Here is a 16,528-nt window from a genome sequence, read left to right as displayed (position 1 = left end):
AGAACAATAATGACAAATGTGATTGCTTGTATCGACGGTTCAAAAGCCACCTTAGCGGTATGTGATGCCAGCGTGTGGGCCGCAACTCAAATGGCTGCGCCAGTGACCTTGTTACATGTGTTAGATAAATCTGTGTATCCAACACAGTTGAATTTATCTGGCAGCATTGGTTTAGGTACGCGTGAACACCTACTCGACGAAATGGTTGAGCTTGAAGGCCGCAGAAGCAAACTGGCACTTGAGCAAGGTAAATATATGCTCGAAGATGCTAAAAAGCGTGTTTCTGACCAACAAGCGACAGTGTCAGTTGATACTTTACAGCGCCACGGCGACTTAATTGAAACCTTATTAGAACAAGAGCCTAATGCACGCTTAGTGGTGATGGGACGCCAAGGTGAACAGCACCAAGACCAACCGATTGGTAGCCATATTGAGAGTGTTATCCGCACGCTTAAGCAACCTATTTTAGTGGTTATGCCTGAGTTTACCGCACCTAAGCGTTTTATCTTTGCTTACGACGCCAGTGCAACGGCGAAAAAAGCCCTAGCTCGCGTGGCAGCCAGCCCTTTGCTTAAAGGTTTAGCGTGTCACTTAGTGATGGTGTCAGACAATCTGACGCAAGCCAGTGCAGAATTGGCCGCGGCAGCAGACACCTTAAGCAGTGCAGATTTTAACGTAAGCACCGCAGTGTGTCAGGGTGAAGTGCAAGCGGCTTTAGAAGCCTATCAAGTTGAGCATAACATCGACTTAATGGTTATGGGCGCTTACGGCCATTCACGTATTCGTGAATTTTTTGTCGGAAGCAACACCACCAGAATGATCAGCAAAAGCAAAATCCCGTTATTACTATTGCGCTAGTCATATTGGATTGCTGGTAGCAGATAGCAGATAGCAGATAGCAGACAGTTAAAAGCTAAATAGTAATCATGCGAGTTAAAAGCCACTCCGGCAATGTGTGTCGGGGTGGTTTTTTGTTTATGACTTGGTTGTGCTGATTGGTATTATTTAAGGCAGACGGCCTTAATGCTTGCAGGCCATATCTTAATCCCACGGCCCATTAAGCTTCACTATTCACCACTCTAGAACTGACTTTTTTACGTGTTTGGCTGAGCGTGTAAACGCCGCTGACCACCACGAGTAGGCTGCCAAGTAGCGTCATGGTGTCTGGCGTTTCACCGAATATAAATATGCCCAACGCTAATGCACTTTTAGTCTTTGGTATAGGTAATTTTATTAATGTACCAGGTTTTATCGCCTTGAGGCGTGCTGACCACCGCTTCGTCGTCGACTTCTTTTTTGAGCAGTGCACGCGCCATTGGGGAGTCGATAGAGATGTAATCTTTACGTTCGTCGTAGATTTCCTCTGGGCCAACAATTTTAAAGGTTTTGATGTCGCCGGCGTCGTTTTCAATTTCAACTGTGGCACCAAAAAACACTTTTCCCTCTTGCTCTGGGGCGTAATAAACGATTTTTAGCTCAGGTAATAGCTTACGTAAGTAGCGTACTCGACGGTCGATTTGCCTTAATAAACGCTTATTAAAGGTGTAGTCGGCGTTTTCTGAGCGGTCGCCAAGGCTGGCCGCCCAGGTAACAATTTTGGTCACTTCAGGGCGCTTTTCTTTCCAGAGGTAATCGTGCTCAAGTCTGAGCTTGTTGTAACCTTCGAGGGTGATTAACTTGGTTTTCACTTTTGCTACTCTTTTATCTGTGTATTATTTTTAAGACAGTATTTGCGTGAAGCATATCATCAGTATGTAGGCTGCGCATTGTCTGCTAAGGATCATAAAGCTTTTAGTACTAGCAGCGAATTAGTAGTCTTTATGGTATCTTTGGCATAATTTTATTTTAAACCATGCCGAATTCTACTGATTATGCATAATATTGCCCAGATTATCGCTCAAGAACTGAACGTTCGTGAACAACAGGTCACTGCGACCATAGCGCTGTTAGATGATGGTGCTACCGTACCGTTTGTGGCCCGTTATCGTAAAGAAGCCACTGGTGGCTTAGATGATACCCAATTGCGTAACTTGTTTTCACGCCTTGGCTATTTACGTGAGTTACATGACCGCCGCCAGGTGGTGTTGTCGAGCATCGAAGCGCAAGGTAAGTTAACCCCAGCCCTGTCGCAAGCGATTAATGAAGCCGACAGTAAAACCCGCCTTGAAGATTTATACCTACCATACAAACCTAAGCGCCGTACTAAAGGGCAAATTGCTATCGAAGCCGGTATCGAACCTTTAGTTGAAGCAGTTTTAGCTGATCGCACATTAGATATTGACAGCAAAGCCCTTGAGTTTGTTAATGCAGATGCAGGCTTTGCCGATGCAAAAGCCGTGTTAGATGGCGCGCGTTATATTTTAATGGAACGCTTTGCAGAAGATGCTGAGCTGTTGCGTAAAGTTCGCCAACACTTAAGCCAACAAGCTGTGCTTGAGAGCCGTGTGGTCAAAGGCAAAGAGAAAGAAGGCGCTAAGTTCCGCGACTATTTTGAACACAACGAGCTGATGAGCAAAATCCCATCTCATCGCGCATTAGCCATGCTGCGTGGCCGTAACGAAGGCGTGTTGAGCTTGTCGATGAATGCCGACCCAGATACCGAAGCCACCCAGGGCAGCTATTGTGAAGTGATCATTAGCGATCACTTTAAGTTAGCGCTGACTGACTCTAGCGTTGATAGCTGGCTAAAAACGGTTGTTACCTCAACATGGCGCATTAAAGTGGCCTTGCAAATGGAAACCGAGTTTATTGCCAAAATGCGTGAAAGCGCAGAAGAAGAAGCTATTAAAGTGTTTGCCCGCAACCTAGGCGATTTGTTAATGGCAGCTCCTGCGGGCGCGAAAGCCACCATGGGCCTTGACCCTGGGATCCGCACTGGCGTTAAAGTGGCCATTGTTGATAACACTGGCAAGCTGGTGGCACACACAACGATATTCCCACATGCGCCACAAAACCTGTGGGACAAATCCATTCGTACGCTAAGCAACCTTGTCACTATGCACAAGGTTGAAATTATTGCTATTGGTAACGGTACGGGCTCGCGTGAAACCGATAAGTTAGCTGGTGAGCTGATTGCGGCTGTTAAAGACTCGCAACCCAACTTAACCAAAGTGATGGTAAGCGAAGCGGGTGCATCGGTGTATTCAGCATCTGAGTTTGCTGCCAATGAATTTCCGGATTTAGATGTGTCTATTCGCGGCGCAGTATCGATTGCTCGTCGTTTACAAGACCCATTAGCTGAGCTGGTTAAAATTGAACCGAAAGCCATCGGCGTTGGCCAATATCAACATGATGTGAGCCAAAGCATGTTGTCGCAATCGCTTGAGGCTGTTGTTGAAGATTGTGTAAACGGCGTGGGTGTTGATTTAAACATGGCGTCTGCACCGTTACTGGCTCAAGTTGCTGGGTTAAATAAAACCCTCGCCAAAAATATTGTTGATTACCGCGACGCCAATGGGCAGTTTACTAACCGTAAGCAAGTATTGAGTGTGCCGCGTGTTGGGCCAAAGGCATTTGAGCAAGCAGCAGGTTTTTTACGTATCCGCAATGGCGACAACCCACTTGATGCCTCATCGGTTCACCCTGAAGCCTATAGCTTAGTTGAATCGATTGCTGCAGCTAAGCAGCAACCGGTTGCACAGTTGATAGGTAACACAGATTTACTGCGCAGTATTAGCGCCGCTGACTTTGTGACCGACAGCTTTGGTGTGCCAACCATTAACGACATTTTGGCAGAACTTGATAAGCCAGGACGAGATCCGCGTGGAGAGTTTAAAACAGCCAGCTTTAAAGACGGTGTTGAAGACTTAAATGACCTTAAGCTTGAAATGATTTTAGAAGGCGTGGTGACCAACGTGACTAACTTTGGTGCCTTTGTGGATATTGGTGTGCACCAAGACGGTTTAGTGCATATTTCATCATTAACTGACAAGTTTGTGAGCGACCCACATACCGTGGTCAAAGCAGGTGATGTAGTTAAAGTGAAGGTGATGGAAGTGGACGTTGAGCGTCGCCGCATTGCCTTAAGTATGCGCCTCGATGAAAAACCAGCACCTGCCAAAACGGGCCAAGCTAAATCTGCACCTCAAAAAACTTCATTTAGCGGTAAACCTAAACAAGGTGGGCAGCAAAAACAGCAAAACAAGCCAGCTAAACCAGTTCAGAATGCCGCAATGGGTAATGCGTTTGCTGATGCCTTTGCCAAACTGAAGAAATAATTTGCCTATGCTTACACAAGATTGAGCTGAATTAAACTATTGATTAATAAGCCCTTGCATTGCTATGCAGGGGCTTTTTTATTGCCTTAGAAAACTGAACTTCTACAGTCAGCAATAATTCAGTTTTTATTCAGTGGATCTTAAGTGTTTTAGTTGAATATCAGCGCCAGTTGAGTTTAACGCGAGTGGCAATTTTGAAATTATTAACCCAAACACTTTCACGCATTACCCCCAAAAGCATCAGTTATGAAGTGATGACGCTCATTATTGCGGTGTATTTTGGCCTGGTATTAAACTTCCCTATTATTCGTAAAATTTACCAATTATCGACAGAGGGCCATGTGCTATTTTCGCTCTCTCCAGCTATTTTGCTCAGTGGCTGCTTTATGGTTATTTTCAGTTTATTTACGATTAGATTTGTGTTTAAGCCCGTTATGGTTGTGTTACTGCTGACCTCATCTGCGGCGATGTATGCGATGCTCAAGTACAACGTGATGATTGATTACAGCATGATTGAAAATATTTTTGAGACTAACTCTGGCGAGGCATACTCATACATTAATGCCTACTCAGTGGGTTATGTGTTGGCGTTTGGCGTATTGCCATCGATTTGGTTATTGAGCACGAATGTAACAGATCGCGCTTCGGTGGCTAAAACCGTAATTCGTCGCGTTGGCTTTGTGGTATTAGGTTTGGCCGTTATTGGTGCAATGATTGTGTTTTTTTACAAGGATTACGCCTCTGTAGGACGCAATAATCAATACCTGAATAAGATGATTATTCCTGCGCACATTTACAACACAGCTAAGTATATTAATCAGCGTTTTTTTAGCGAGAAGTTGACGTTTAACCCTATAGGCCAAGATGCGCAGTTAGTGCCAGTTGCCAATGGCAAGCCTACCTTAATGGTATTGGTGGTTGGCGAAACGGCGCGAGCGCAAAACATGGCTTATAACGGTTATCAGCGTAATACCAACCCATACACCCAAGACTTAAGCATTATTGCATTGCAAAATGTGTCGTCGTGCGGCACGGCAACGGCGCACTCTCTGCCGTGTATGTTTTCTAACTTGACTCACAATAGCTACAACCGCGAAGCCGCAGAGGCGCAAAATAATGTGCTTGATGTCATTAAAGCGGCAGGCGTTGAAGTGACCTGGTTTGACAATGACGGTGGCGATAAAGCGGTGGGTGCACGGATTAACACCATTGACATATCACCTAATGAAAACAACCCATTGTGTGATGGTTTAAGTTGTTATGACGAAATTTTAGTTGAAAAGCTCACGCAAAAATTACAACAAGATGCTCAGACAAGTGCTGCGTCGGGTAAAGGGTTAACTAACCAATTTATTGCGTTACATACTATTGGCAGCCATGGGCCAACTTACTGGCAACGATACCCCGCAGACAAAGCTTCATTTACCCCTGAGTGTAGCCGCAGTGATATTGAAAATTGCAGTGACCAAGAAATCATCAACGTATACGACAATACCATTGCCTATACCGACTTTGTGTTAGCTAAAACCATTAAGGTGCTTGAGCAATACCAAGACAACTATAATGTGGCATTGGTTTACCTGTCTGATCATGGTGAATCGTTAGGTGAAAGTGGCATGTACTTACACGGCACGCCTTACAGTATTGCGCCTAGCCAGCAAACACATGTGCCTTGGTTTATGTGGTTGCCGCAAGAATACACCCAAGCCAAAGGTGTCGACCGTGAATGTATTGCTGATCATGCCCAAACAGCAAGCTACTCACACGACAACTTGTTTCACAGCTTGCTAGGCCTCTATGGCGTAAATACCTCGGCGCGTGATGCTAAATTAGATATCACCAGCAACTGTAAATTGAATTAGGAACGCTCCATGACATCATCAAGCTCGGCAAATAAAGCTCAATCAACTGAATCGCCTAAAATAGTGGTTAAGCGCCAAGGGCTAATGCGCTTACTATATACCTGTAAACATACCTTTAACGGCTTAAAGTGGATGTGTCGTAACGAGGCGGCTTTTCAACAAGAGTTGATGCTGTTTGTGCCATTGACAGTGTTTGCATGTATGGCAAATATCACAGCAGTACAAACTACTATGTTAGTTTTAGCGCTACTGTTTGTATTGTTTGCCGAACTGGTTAACACTGCTATAGAGGTCGTTGTCGATCGAATTGGCCTTGAGTTTCATACGTTATCAGGTTTGGCCAAGGACATCTCATCAGCGTTTGTATTTGTGAGCATGCTGATGGCTGCGATTATTTGGTGGGCGGTTTTATGGCCATAAACTATTCGTAACGGCTGAACACCGATGTGCCAAAATAGTGGTTAGTTTCATGGATAAAGCATAAAAATGATAAAGGATGCTCAATGAAAGTGTTGTTAATTGAAGACTCTGAGGCACTTCGCCGTGGTATTCGGGTTGGGTTAGACCATTTGGGTTATACCGTTGATGAAACCGGTGACGGTTCTGAAGGCTTGAGCATGGCGCTCACCAATCAATATGACTTTATTATTTTGGATTTAATGCTGCCTAATGTCGATGGCATTAGCTTATTGAAAAGTATCCGTAAGCTAGGTAATCAAGCTAAGGTCATTATTTTATCGGCTAAATCTCAGGCGGAAGACCGCGTTAACGGATTATTGTCTGGCGCGGATGACTATTTAACCAAACCATTTTCGTTTGATGAGCTCCAGGCCCGATTAATTACCATGGGGCGCCGTGGTGAGTTAAATCAACAAGCAAAAACAATTAGCATCGCCGATTTTGTGCTTGATAGTAGCAATAAGTCTTTGCGGGTTAATGGTCATTTTATCGATCTGACTAAAAACGAATTTAAGATAGTGGAATACTTATTTAACAACCCTAAACAAGTGTTAAATCCTGAACAAATCAGCGAGGCAGTGGTGGGATCGTTTAGTCACTTATCTAAAAATACGATTGAAGCGCATTTATCGTCGGTGCGTAAAAAAGCCAAAGCTGTAGGGGCAATGTTACCGATTAAAAATAAACGTGGTTTTGGCTATTTTGTGGATACGCAAGCATGAAGTCTTTAACCACTAAACTAATGAACACCATGACCTATGTGGTGACAGCAATTTTAATTATTGTATTTTTGGCGATTGATATCAGTATCGATAATTGGGTTGATGTTGAGTTTGATAATGCACTCACTGATAAATCTAATTATTTAAAAACGTTAGTAAAAGTAACCCCTGAAGGTACTGAATTTGATTTTGCGGGCGAATTTATGCCTGAATTTGGCACCTCAACTAAAGCCAGCTTTTTCCAACTATGGCAAGGTGATGCCGTATTTGAGCGATCGGAGTCGTTGGGTCATTTTCCGGGTATTGATTTACTCAAAAAAGACATACCAATTAATAGTGCTGTTTTTGCTGACGTAGAATTACCCGACGGCCGTTCAGGGCGTGCAATGGTGTCATATTTTGAACCTCAAGTGCCAAATTCATTACGTAATGTGGTGGGGTACTCGGTTGAGCCAATGTGGTTAACCGTGGCAATTAGTTCTGAAGATTTAACTCAAATTTTGGTGATAATTGATTCCAGTTTAGCCATTGGTTTGTTACTGGTAATTGTGTTGATGCGCTGGGCGGTGGTCAAGGTGATATCTCGGGGTTTAGTGCCGTTAAATGAACTTAATAACGCATTAAAAAGTGTTGATGTCACCCAAAAATATATTCCGTTATCAACTGAGTCTGAGCGTTATCTTGAGATTGAACCGATACGTAATGAATTGAATAAGTTCGTTAAAATTAGCCAGCAATATTTGCAAACTGAAAAGCGGATCACCGCCGATATTGCCCATGAGCTGAAAACACCCATTAGTGAGCTTATTAGTTTAAGTGAGATTTATATTCGCTACCCGGATGATCAGCGTATTGGTGCTACCTATAAACAAGATGTGCTTAATATTAGTCTGCGGATGAAGACCATTGTGAGTAACTTATTACTGCTGCAGCAAGCTTCGTCTGAAAATATGCATCTGCATCGACAGCAGCTTGATGTTACCGATTTAGTCGATCGAATTATTGAAGCCTTAACATTTAAGTACAACACCATAACTGAGCGTATGCAGGTGGAAAATTATCTGCGTAATAGCAGTGTTTTGGTCGATGAGTTTTCATTACATCTTATTCTTACTAATTTATTTGATAACGCGTTGTATTACAGTCCACCAAAGTCGGTAATAACCGTTCGATTAAGCAGTGACGCTAACGGCGTAACCCTGAGTGTAGAAAATCAACTTCTAACCAGTTTAAAAACCGATGATTTAGAGCGCCTAACTCAACCGTTATTCCAGGCTGAACAGTCGCGTACTAATACCGAGCGTCATGGATTAGGCTTGGCGATTGTGGAAAATATCGCCAAGGTAAATGGTTTTGTATTTAGTTTTGGGTTAATGGCAGAAGACCGGATTAAGTTTACTGTTCACATTCCCAATGTAGATTAAGTCACTTATAGGCGCAAACCATGGTATTTACAATAAAACCAGCCCCAGCTTAAATGTTAATAAAAATGGCCTTGAGAGTGAACTTTTTACCTAAACGTAAGTCTTAAGTTTAACTACTTTTGGTGCCAATTTTTTATGAGTATATCGTTAAAAAGGGTCACATTCTTTTTAGCAATTGAAATACATAAAAATATTGAAATTTACCCAGTAGACTTTTTTAACGATAAAAATGAACTTGTTTTGCCGTTAAAAATAAAGTTGTTGGTACTGTTAACGTTTTTGCCTTTTTAATAGTCGCTGATGAGATTTTCCTAATAACCATTGTTATTTAGGGTTAGCTTTTTGCGCACAAAATTTGGTTAAGAGCATAAAAAATAATAATAATGGAGTCTAAATGACGACTAGCTTCTCAGGTGTGGGTGTTAATCATAATCCACAAAAACAATACTTCTCACCCAGTTTATTCAAAGCCATTTTCGCTTTTAGCATTATTTCGCTTATCGTGATGAGTTTAAGCCGTATAGGTTTGTCGATATGGCAAGCCGAGCGTGTCACCGATGCGCAAGGTTGGGGTTATATTTTAAGCCAGGGGTTACGGGTTGATATTGCTTCTATCTGCTGGGTTTTTGGCATTGCAGCACTGGGTACTGTTATTTTTTCGGGTGAACATATTGTTGGCCGTGTCTGGTTAGTCATTTTACGTGTGTGGCTTACGCTCGGTTTATGGGTACTGGTATTTTTAGAAGTGTCTACGCCGTCTTTTATCGCCGAATATGGTTTTAGGCCAAACCGTTTATATGTTGAATATCTGATATATCCAAAAGAAGTCTTATCGATGTTATGGGCTGGGCGCAAAGCTGAGCTTATTTTATCTTCACTTATCACAATTGGTACGTTAGCTGGTGGTTGGTGGCTCGGTGGCCGTTTAACGCAACAAATTACATACCCAAAATGGTATTGGCGGCCTGTATTAACCATATTAGTCATAGTCGTGATTTTATTAGGCGCGCGTTCATCTTTAGGACACCGCCCGTTAAACCCTTCGTTAGTGGCGTTTTCCAATGACCCATTAGTCAATTCATTAGTGCTTAATTCATCGTTTTCATTAATGTTTGCAATTTCGCAAATGAATAACGAAGAAGATGCTTCAAAAGTGTATGGCAAACTATCTGCCGATAAAATTATTGATATTGTGCGCCGTGAAAGTGGCCGCCCCATGGAGGCGTTTACCTCAACCGAAATACCGACGTTGTCTTTCAATCAAGCAAGCTATAGTGGTAAACCTAAAAACTTGGTGATTATTTTACAAGAGAGCTTAGGCGCACGTTTTGTGGGAAGTTTAGGTGGGTTACCGTTAACACCCAATATCGATAAGTTGTCGCAGGAAGGCTGGTTTTTTGAAAACCTTTACGCCACAGGTACTCGCTCTGTACGTGGGATTGAAGCGATTACTACTGGTTTTACACCAACACCAGCGCGTGCAGTGGTTAAGCTAGGTAAGAGTCAGACAGGCTTTTTTACGATTGCAGATTTATTAAAGCAACATGGTTATGAAACCCAATTTATTTATGGTGGCGAAAGTCATTTCGATAATATGCGCAGTTTCTTTTTAGGTAATGGTTTCACCAATATTGTTGATCAAGGTGATTATAAAAATCCTGCATTTATTGCGTCTTGGGGAGTGTCAGACGAAGACTTGTTATTCAGAGCTGATGAAGAGTTTTCGCGAATGCATAAACAAGGTAAACCTTTCTTTAGTTTAGTGTTTAGCTCAAGTAATCATGATCCATTTGAGTTTCCTGATAATCGGATTGAGCTTTATGAGCAACCACAATACACCATGCATAACGCAGTAAAATATGCCGATTATGCTGTGGGCGAGTTTTTCAAAAAAGCAAAAAAATCAGAGTATTGGAAAGACACAATATTTTTAGTTGTGGCAGATCATGACAGCCGTGTCAGTGGTTCAGACTTAGTGCCAGTTTCTCGCTTTAGGATCCCAGGGCTGATTTTAGGCGAAGGTATTGACGTCAAACGTGACTCACGGGTGACAAGCCAAATCGATATGGCACCCACATTATTGTCGCTGATGGGCGTGTCTGACAGTTATCCAATGTTAGGTCGAGATTTAACCCAGGTTCCAAGCGATTGGAAGGGGCGGGCGATGATGCAATATGACAAAAACTTTGGCTTATTAGAGGGTAACCTGGTCACTATTTTACAGCCAGAATTACCAGCAGAAAGCTTTACGTATGACTTTGCCAGTGAGCATTTAATCCCTAAAGAACTCGATAGTAAACAAGCTGAAACGGCTTTGGGTTGGGCATTGTGGGGGAGTTTGGCGTACAACAAAATGCTATTTAAACCAGAAAAAAGCACTGTTGAAACAGGCAAAAATTTAAAGAAAGTGTCACGCTAATATTTGTAATTGCGACTCGAGATTGGGTGCGGATTGTTGCTGATAAAACTGGCCAATTCGCATGCCAAACTGTTGAGCGGTAGCGTTGGTCATGCTGCTATCGGCTTGGCGTGGCGTTGACTCTATGTAGCTTTTTGTCGTGGCCGATTGTGATTTAATTTGAATGTCTTTGCGTTGCAGAGCTGGTGTGTTGCTTGCCATGATGCGCACAGTTTGTGGTCGTGTGGCTTGTTGCAACAATGCTTTTGGGTCAACAGACTGTTGGGTTAGGTTTTGCTGTTGGCGCTGAGATTGATCTTGTTGCTGTTTTTTTTCAGCCACGACAAAAGCTTGAGCCCGTTCATTTTGTGGATTAAACGCGCGTTCTTCGTGGCCTTTGCTGGGTTCTTGAGGTGGAATAATCGGCGGTTTTTGTTGATTGTCCACTCGTGCAAGATCCGTCGCAACATTCGATGTTGCTAAAGGCACTTGCGGATAATGAGTGTTAATGATCATCGCAGTCGCTATTGTATTTAACCGTGGCTAAATTATAGCCAAACTCGTTCATTAGCTAAAGTGCTATTGCTGATATTTTATGATCCAAGGCAATAAATTGTGCAAAAATTCATCTTGATGCGAAATAAACGGCGCGTGAGATGCTTTTGGGATGATCGCATCGGTAATATGACTAGCCTGTGGCATGTGTTTAATGACGCGTTGTGGAACGAGGCCATCGAGTTTACCCCAAACGCGCAACCAGGGTTGTTGTAGCTGGCTTAACAGGCCGCGCAGGTCAACCTCTTCCAACATAGTTAATCCCTGTGCTAATGCCTGTCTACTTGGCATGGGTTTACTCAGTACCAGCTGTTTTATTTGGCTAATATCAGCTTTAGCGTTATCACTGCCCATGGCTTGAATTGCTAAAAAGCGCTCAACTGTGCGTGGTAAGTCGCGATTGAGTTGTGTTGAAAATTGCCCTAATACCGCTGGTAATATTCCTGGCCAGGCAGGGGTTGTTTCGGTGGCCTCTCTGGCCATAAAGCAGGGTGATGAGGCGAGGGTGACTAACGTTGAGACTGAATCTGGAAAATCTATCGCTACTTTAGTGGCGAGCAATCCCCCTAACGACCAACCTATCCATATGGCATTTTTCGGTAGCTGCTGCGCCAGTGCTTGCACCCATTGATTGATATCACCGTCTATATTTGGGCTTAGGCCAAAACCCGGCAGGTCAACATAATGCACTCTATACTGATGTAATGCGTTTTTTAATGGACTGAATACGGCGTTATTGACCCCCCATCCATGCAGTAGGACAACATCTGGCCCTTGGGTGCCAACAATCTCGATATGCAGTGCAGGAAAGCTCACATTAATCTCTCTTTTTAATGGAATGAATTGCCTATGTCTGTAACTGTATTTAAACGTAAGATGTCCGGCTTAGTGAGGCGCAGTAAATCTGTTTATCAGTTTGCAAGTGTGGCATTGCTGAGCAGTTTACCCAACCGTTGCCAGCTGTGCCAGCACCGAGTTGAGCAGCTTGACTATCAAAGGTTATTTCCTAACCAGGTGTTGAGCGGTATTTGTCAGGTGTGCTTGGCAGCCAGTTTATATCAACATGAAGTGTGTTTGGGCTGTGGTCGTGAAATTTCACAGTTACAAGCGTATTGCGGTAAATGCTTAAAACATACACCGATGTTGGTGGTGGCGCCGTGCAGTTATCATCAGGGGTTAGGGCCGTTGATTGCGGCGATAAAATATCAGCAACAGTGCGCGCCAATTAATGCCATAACTCAACAACTCGCAACAAGAGTGAGTCAGTTAATAGAGCATAAACTCATCCGCGCGCCACAAGTGTTAGTCCCCGTTCCTTTACACCCTAATCGTTTGCGTGAGCGTGGGTTTAATCAAGCCTGGTTAATCGCGCATAGGTTGAGCCAATTATTAGGTATCCCTATTGATGATGGTAGTTTAACTAGGATGGTAGATACCGCCCCACAGGCTGACTTATCGGGCAAGCAGCGGCGTAAAAATTGCCGTAATGCATTTTCATTAAGTGCGCATTTTCCTTATCAGCGTATCGCACTTATTGATGATGTGGTGACAACGGGTACCACAGTGGAAGAAATTGCGAGGCTGTTTACTCAACAACATGTTTATGTGCAAACCTGGTGTTTAGCGCGTGCTGAGGCCCCAGGGTTATTAGATTAATTCGATTTGAGTAATAACGGTTTTATTTTGTTATAAAATCAGTGCATTGCATGTATTTATTTTAGTCTTAGCTAGATGGTTTTTGTGCTTAAAAACTTTGCAGTGGATCATTTTTTCAAGATCAAATCATTCAGAGACTACAAAGCAAATCCAAGTCGGAGTATCATGTGCTTAATTCTTACTAAATTACTCGGGTATACCCTGAGGGAGCAGGTTTTCATGATCACCATTTCCGATACAGCTCAGGCCCATTTCGTTAAATTATTGGCCGATCAGCCAGAAGGCACTCATATTCGTGTTTTTGTTATCAGCCCAGGTACTGCACAAGCTGAGTGCGGTGTGTCTTACTGCCCGCCAGATGCAGTAGAAGCTGACGATATTGAGTTACCATTTAATGGCTTTAGCGCCATGGTTGATGAAAAAAGCGCACCATTTTTAGATGATGCTAGCATTGACTTTGTTACCGATCAGTTAGGTTCACAATTAACCCTAAAAGCACCTAACGCTAAAATGCGTAAAGTGGCGGGTGATGCACCATTAGTTGAACGTATTGAATATGTAATTCAGTCAGAAATTAACCCACAATTAGCCAGCCACGGCGGTAACATTATGTTGGTTGAAATTACCGATGCGGGTGTTGCTGTGTTGCAGTTTGGCGGTGGATGTAACGGTTGTTCGCAAGTTGATATCACCCTAAAAGATGGTATCGAAAAGCAGTTATTAGATATGTTCCCTGGTGAGTTAACCGGTGTGCGTGACGTGACGGATCACCAACATGGTGAGCATTCTTACGCTTAAGAGTGTTGAGTGTGAGCAAATAAAAACGCGACTTTTGAGTCGCGTTTTTGTTTATATATAGATGGGTTAATCGTCTCGTGTGAGCACTTCAAGTAATTCGATTTCAAAAAACAAATCTGAATTAGCCGGAATACGATCGCCAATTTGTCGCTCGCCGTAAGCTAGGTGCGCCGGTACTGATAATTGCCTTTTACCGCCGACATTCATGCCAATAATGCCTTGATCCCAGCCTTTAATGACTCGGCCAGTACCGATGACACATTGAAAGGCATCAGATGCATCAAACTGTGTTCCATTTGCTAATCGCCCACTGTAGCGGGTCGTTATTAGCGCGCCTTTTACTGCGGTTTTGCCCGTGCCGACTTCAAGATCGGTTATTATCAATTCTTGGGTCATCGTTTTCTCTACTCATCTTGGGCTAATTGGCCTTTAAAAAATGTGCGGTTATTTTACCCCAATATGGGTTGCCAGGAAGCGCTCTATTTCAATAAATGTGGTTAGGCGGTGTTCATTGTTACTGAGATAATGATCGCCATTTTCTAATTCAACGTACTTTACGGCTTTATTTAATCCTTTAAGCTCATCGTACATTTCTTCGCTATGGTCTACTTTTACGACGCGATCTTTTGTGCCGTGGATTAACAATACAGGCACTTTTATACTGGCGGCTTTACTTATTGGTGAGCGTTGATATAAATCGTCATAGTCATCGCCAATTTGTTTTTTAACAATTTTACTGTTGTCGTATCTACGTGATGATTTAATTAAATATTCAAGGTCTGTCACACCTGCTACGCTAATAGCACATCTATACAAATCGGGTGTTTTAGCTACCCCCATTAATGCTGCGTAGCCACCATAACTGGCGCCAACAATACAGATACGTTTAGGGTCAGTAATACCTTGTTCAATAAGCCAGTGAGCACCATCTTCAACATCATTTTGCATTTCAAGGCCCCAGTTTTTTAGCCCTGAGGTCATAAACTGATAGCCGTAGCCTGCTGATCCTCGAAAGTTCATTTGCAACACGGCATAGCCGCGATTAGCGAAAAACTGCGCCCAATAATCAAATGAAGTTGAGTCGTAACTAATCGGACCGCCATGCGGGAAAATAATGGTTGGGAGGTGTTTGGCTTCTGTGTTTTTAGGAGTAGTTAAAAACGCTTCGATAGCCAAACCGTCACGGGCGTTGTAATTCACTTTTTTAGGTTTAGATAACACTTCTGGTGTTAATTGACTATAACGATAGGCAATTGGGTAAAGCTCTCCTTTGTCCCGGTCGCCATAAAAGTAGGTGCCAGATTCAATGGGGCCTGTGCTATAAACGAGGTAACGACGCTCATCATCGCTGAGTTGATTGATGACATTATGTGACTCTGGCAATACTTGGTTTAATCCATTATTGAGCTTGATATAGTCTTGGTCCCAAAATAGGAATTCACCTTCAATATTGGTATCAATGCCGATGACTTTTTGTTTTAACTTGGAATAAATGAGTTGGCCTTCTACGTCATAATTCTCGTTTTGATATACCAACTCTTTGGTGAGATCGGGGTCGGTTAAATTGACTTTAAAAATGGCTTTTAAGCCTTGATGATAAGCGCTGACATAAAGGATGTTGGGGTCATGGTCAAAGCCCATTGGCCAGATGGCGTTTTCATCAAAGGCTTCAAATTCCCATAATAATCGCAGGTCACCATTGGCTTTTTGTTGTTCATAAATACGGTAGCTTGTATCGTCGCGATAAATGCCAATGCGTACCTGATGTTGTCTATCGGTTATCCAATCTTCAATGTATTTTTCTGCGTATTGCTTTTGCTTGATTCCACCGCTTTTTAAGCTGACTTGAACCACACTTTCATATTGTGCTTGTGAGCCTAAACCGCTTATTTCCATAAGAATATGGTCAGGATCGTTTTCAAGATAATCTATAATAGACGATTGTATTTGCGGCACAAATTGGAAGCGGGAAAAGGTCCGCTTAGAAAACACACTAGAGATTTTATCGTCGCTTAAGCTGTATTTCATTAAGCGTGTTTCTGTTGTGGGTACGCCGCGACGGATAGCAGGGTATTTGGCTTTGATTAAGACAATATCGTTGTTTGCCCAGGTGAGCGACAAGATAACAAATTTTTGATTGTCGGTTTGTACCGGGAAGATATCTTTATTGGTGTTAATGTCGCGAATGCCCAATATTTGCCCGTCGACTGTGTCACTGTTAATCCTAATTAACGACGCGATTTTTGTACCATCAGGCGATAAGGTTACAAAGCTTACATCAGGTAGGCTGGCAAAAGCGTCAACAGGTAGGGAGTTAGCTTGAATAATGTTTGGGAGTTGCACAAACATAAAGGCGATGAGCCATAAAATCCGTTTCATTAACAGTCCGTTAAAAATAATAATGTTGTCAGCATGTTACATATTTGCATTGTAGCTA

15 protein-coding genes are annotated in these 16,528 nt (G+C 42.9%); 9 read left to right on the top strand and 6 right to left on the bottom strand.

All coding sequences use genetic code 11. The features are described from left to right. Positions 1-9 precede the first annotated feature (9 nt). The gene (locus K8B83_RS00720; protein ID WP_188735953.1) at positions 10-858 is read left to right on the top strand and encodes a universal stress protein; all 849 of its coding nucleotides are present in this window, start codon (positions 10-12) and stop codon (positions 856-858) included. Positions 859-1,057: 199 nt separating this feature from the next. On the opposite strand, the gene K8B83_RS00715 is transcribed toward K8B83_RS00720, so the two are convergent. Both K8B83_RS00715 and greB read right to left on the bottom strand, forming a co-directional pair. After that, entirely contained in the window at positions 1,058-1,195 is a 138-nt protein-coding gene (locus K8B83_RS00715; protein ID WP_223418935.1) for a hypothetical protein, read from the bottom strand. A 13-nt stretch (positions 1,196-1,208) separates the two neighbouring features. Beyond that, on the bottom strand, positions 1,209-1,688 hold the full coding sequence (gene greB / locus K8B83_RS00710) for a transcription elongation factor GreB (protein WP_188735950.1): 480 nt from the start codon (positions 1,686-1,688) through the stop codon (positions 1,209-1,211). 183 nt (positions 1,689-1,871) lie between these two features. On the opposite strand from greB, the gene K8B83_RS00705 reads away from it, so the two are divergent. The 6 genes from K8B83_RS00705 to K8B83_RS00680 all read left to right on the top strand — a co-directional run bounded on the left by K8B83_RS00705 (position 1,872) and on the right by K8B83_RS00680 (position 11,103). Beyond that, the gene (locus K8B83_RS00705) at positions 1,872-4,217 is read left to right on the top strand and encodes a Tex family protein (RefSeq protein ID WP_188735948.1); all 2,346 of its coding nucleotides are present in this window, start codon (positions 1,872-1,874) and stop codon (positions 4,215-4,217) included. Between the two features lie 194 nt (positions 4,218-4,411). Next, positions 4,412-6,079, top strand: a complete 1,668-nt coding sequence (locus tag K8B83_RS00700) for a phosphoethanolamine transferase (RefSeq protein WP_188735946.1) — start codon at positions 4,412-4,414, stop codon at positions 6,077-6,079. A gap of 9 nt (positions 6,080-6,088) precedes the next feature. After that, on the top strand, positions 6,089-6,499 hold the full coding sequence (locus K8B83_RS00695) for a diacylglycerol kinase (RefSeq protein ID WP_188735944.1): 411 nt from the start codon (positions 6,089-6,091) through the stop codon (positions 6,497-6,499). Positions 6,500-6,582: 83 nt separating this feature from the next. Next, positions 6,583-7,260: a response regulator transcription factor gene (locus K8B83_RS00690; protein ID WP_188735942.1), complete on the top strand. Its 678-nt coding sequence runs from the start codon at positions 6,583-6,585 to the stop codon at positions 7,258-7,260. Then, entirely contained in the window at positions 7,257-8,684 is a 1,428-nt protein-coding gene (locus K8B83_RS00685) for a sensor histidine kinase (protein WP_188735940.1), read from the top strand. The genes K8B83_RS00690 and K8B83_RS00685 overlap by 4 nt, the downstream gene beginning before the upstream one ends. A 394-nt stretch (positions 8,685-9,078) precedes the next feature. Beyond that, entirely contained in the window at positions 9,079-11,103 is a 2,025-nt protein-coding gene (locus tag K8B83_RS00680) for an LTA synthase family protein (protein ID WP_188735938.1), read from the top strand. On the opposite strand, the gene K8B83_RS00675 is transcribed toward K8B83_RS00680, so the two are convergent. Both K8B83_RS00675 and bioH read right to left on the bottom strand, forming a co-directional pair. Continuing rightward, positions 11,095-11,598, bottom strand: coding sequence for a hypothetical protein (locus K8B83_RS00675; RefSeq protein ID WP_188735936.1), 504 nt, complete (start codon positions 11,596-11,598; stop codon positions 11,095-11,097). The two genes, K8B83_RS00680 and K8B83_RS00675, sit on opposite strands and share 9 nt — an antisense overlap. Before the next feature lie 63 nt (positions 11,599-11,661). Further along, entirely contained in the window at positions 11,662-12,453 is a 792-nt protein-coding gene (gene bioH, locus K8B83_RS00670) for a pimeloyl-ACP methyl ester esterase BioH (RefSeq protein ID WP_188735934.1), read from the bottom strand. A 33-nt stretch (positions 12,454-12,486) separates the two neighbouring features. On the opposite strand from bioH, the gene K8B83_RS00665 reads away from it, so the two are divergent. Continuing rightward, complete coding sequence (locus tag K8B83_RS00665; RefSeq protein WP_188735932.1) at positions 12,487-13,293, top strand: ComF family protein; 807 nt, start codon at positions 12,487-12,489, stop codon at positions 13,291-13,293. A gap of 219 nt (positions 13,294-13,512) precedes the next feature. After that, complete coding sequence (gene nfuA, locus K8B83_RS00660; RefSeq protein ID WP_188735930.1) at positions 13,513-14,091, top strand: Fe-S biogenesis protein NfuA; 579 nt, start codon at positions 13,513-13,515, stop codon at positions 14,089-14,091. 66 nt (positions 14,092-14,157) lie between these two features. Here nfuA and K8B83_RS00655 read toward each other — a convergent pair whose 3' ends face one another. Then, positions 14,158-14,487 carry an FKBP-type peptidyl-prolyl cis-trans isomerase gene (locus tag K8B83_RS00655; RefSeq protein ID WP_188735928.1) on the bottom strand — a complete coding sequence of 110 codons (330 nt, stop codon included), beginning with the start codon at positions 14,485-14,487 and terminating at the stop codon, positions 14,158-14,160. 48 nt (positions 14,488-14,535) lie between these two features. Continuing rightward, positions 14,536-16,470, bottom strand: coding sequence for an alpha/beta hydrolase family protein (locus tag K8B83_RS00650; protein WP_188735926.1), 1,935 nt, complete (start codon positions 16,468-16,470; stop codon positions 14,536-14,538). Positions 16,471-16,528 lie beyond the last annotated feature (58 nt).

The organism is Shewanella inventionis, assembly GCF_019931735.1.
Taxonomy (GTDB): domain Bacteria; phylum Pseudomonadota; class Gammaproteobacteria; order Enterobacterales; family Shewanellaceae; genus Shewanella; species Shewanella inventionis.
This window is presented reverse-complemented; position numbering and strand designations above follow the sequence as displayed.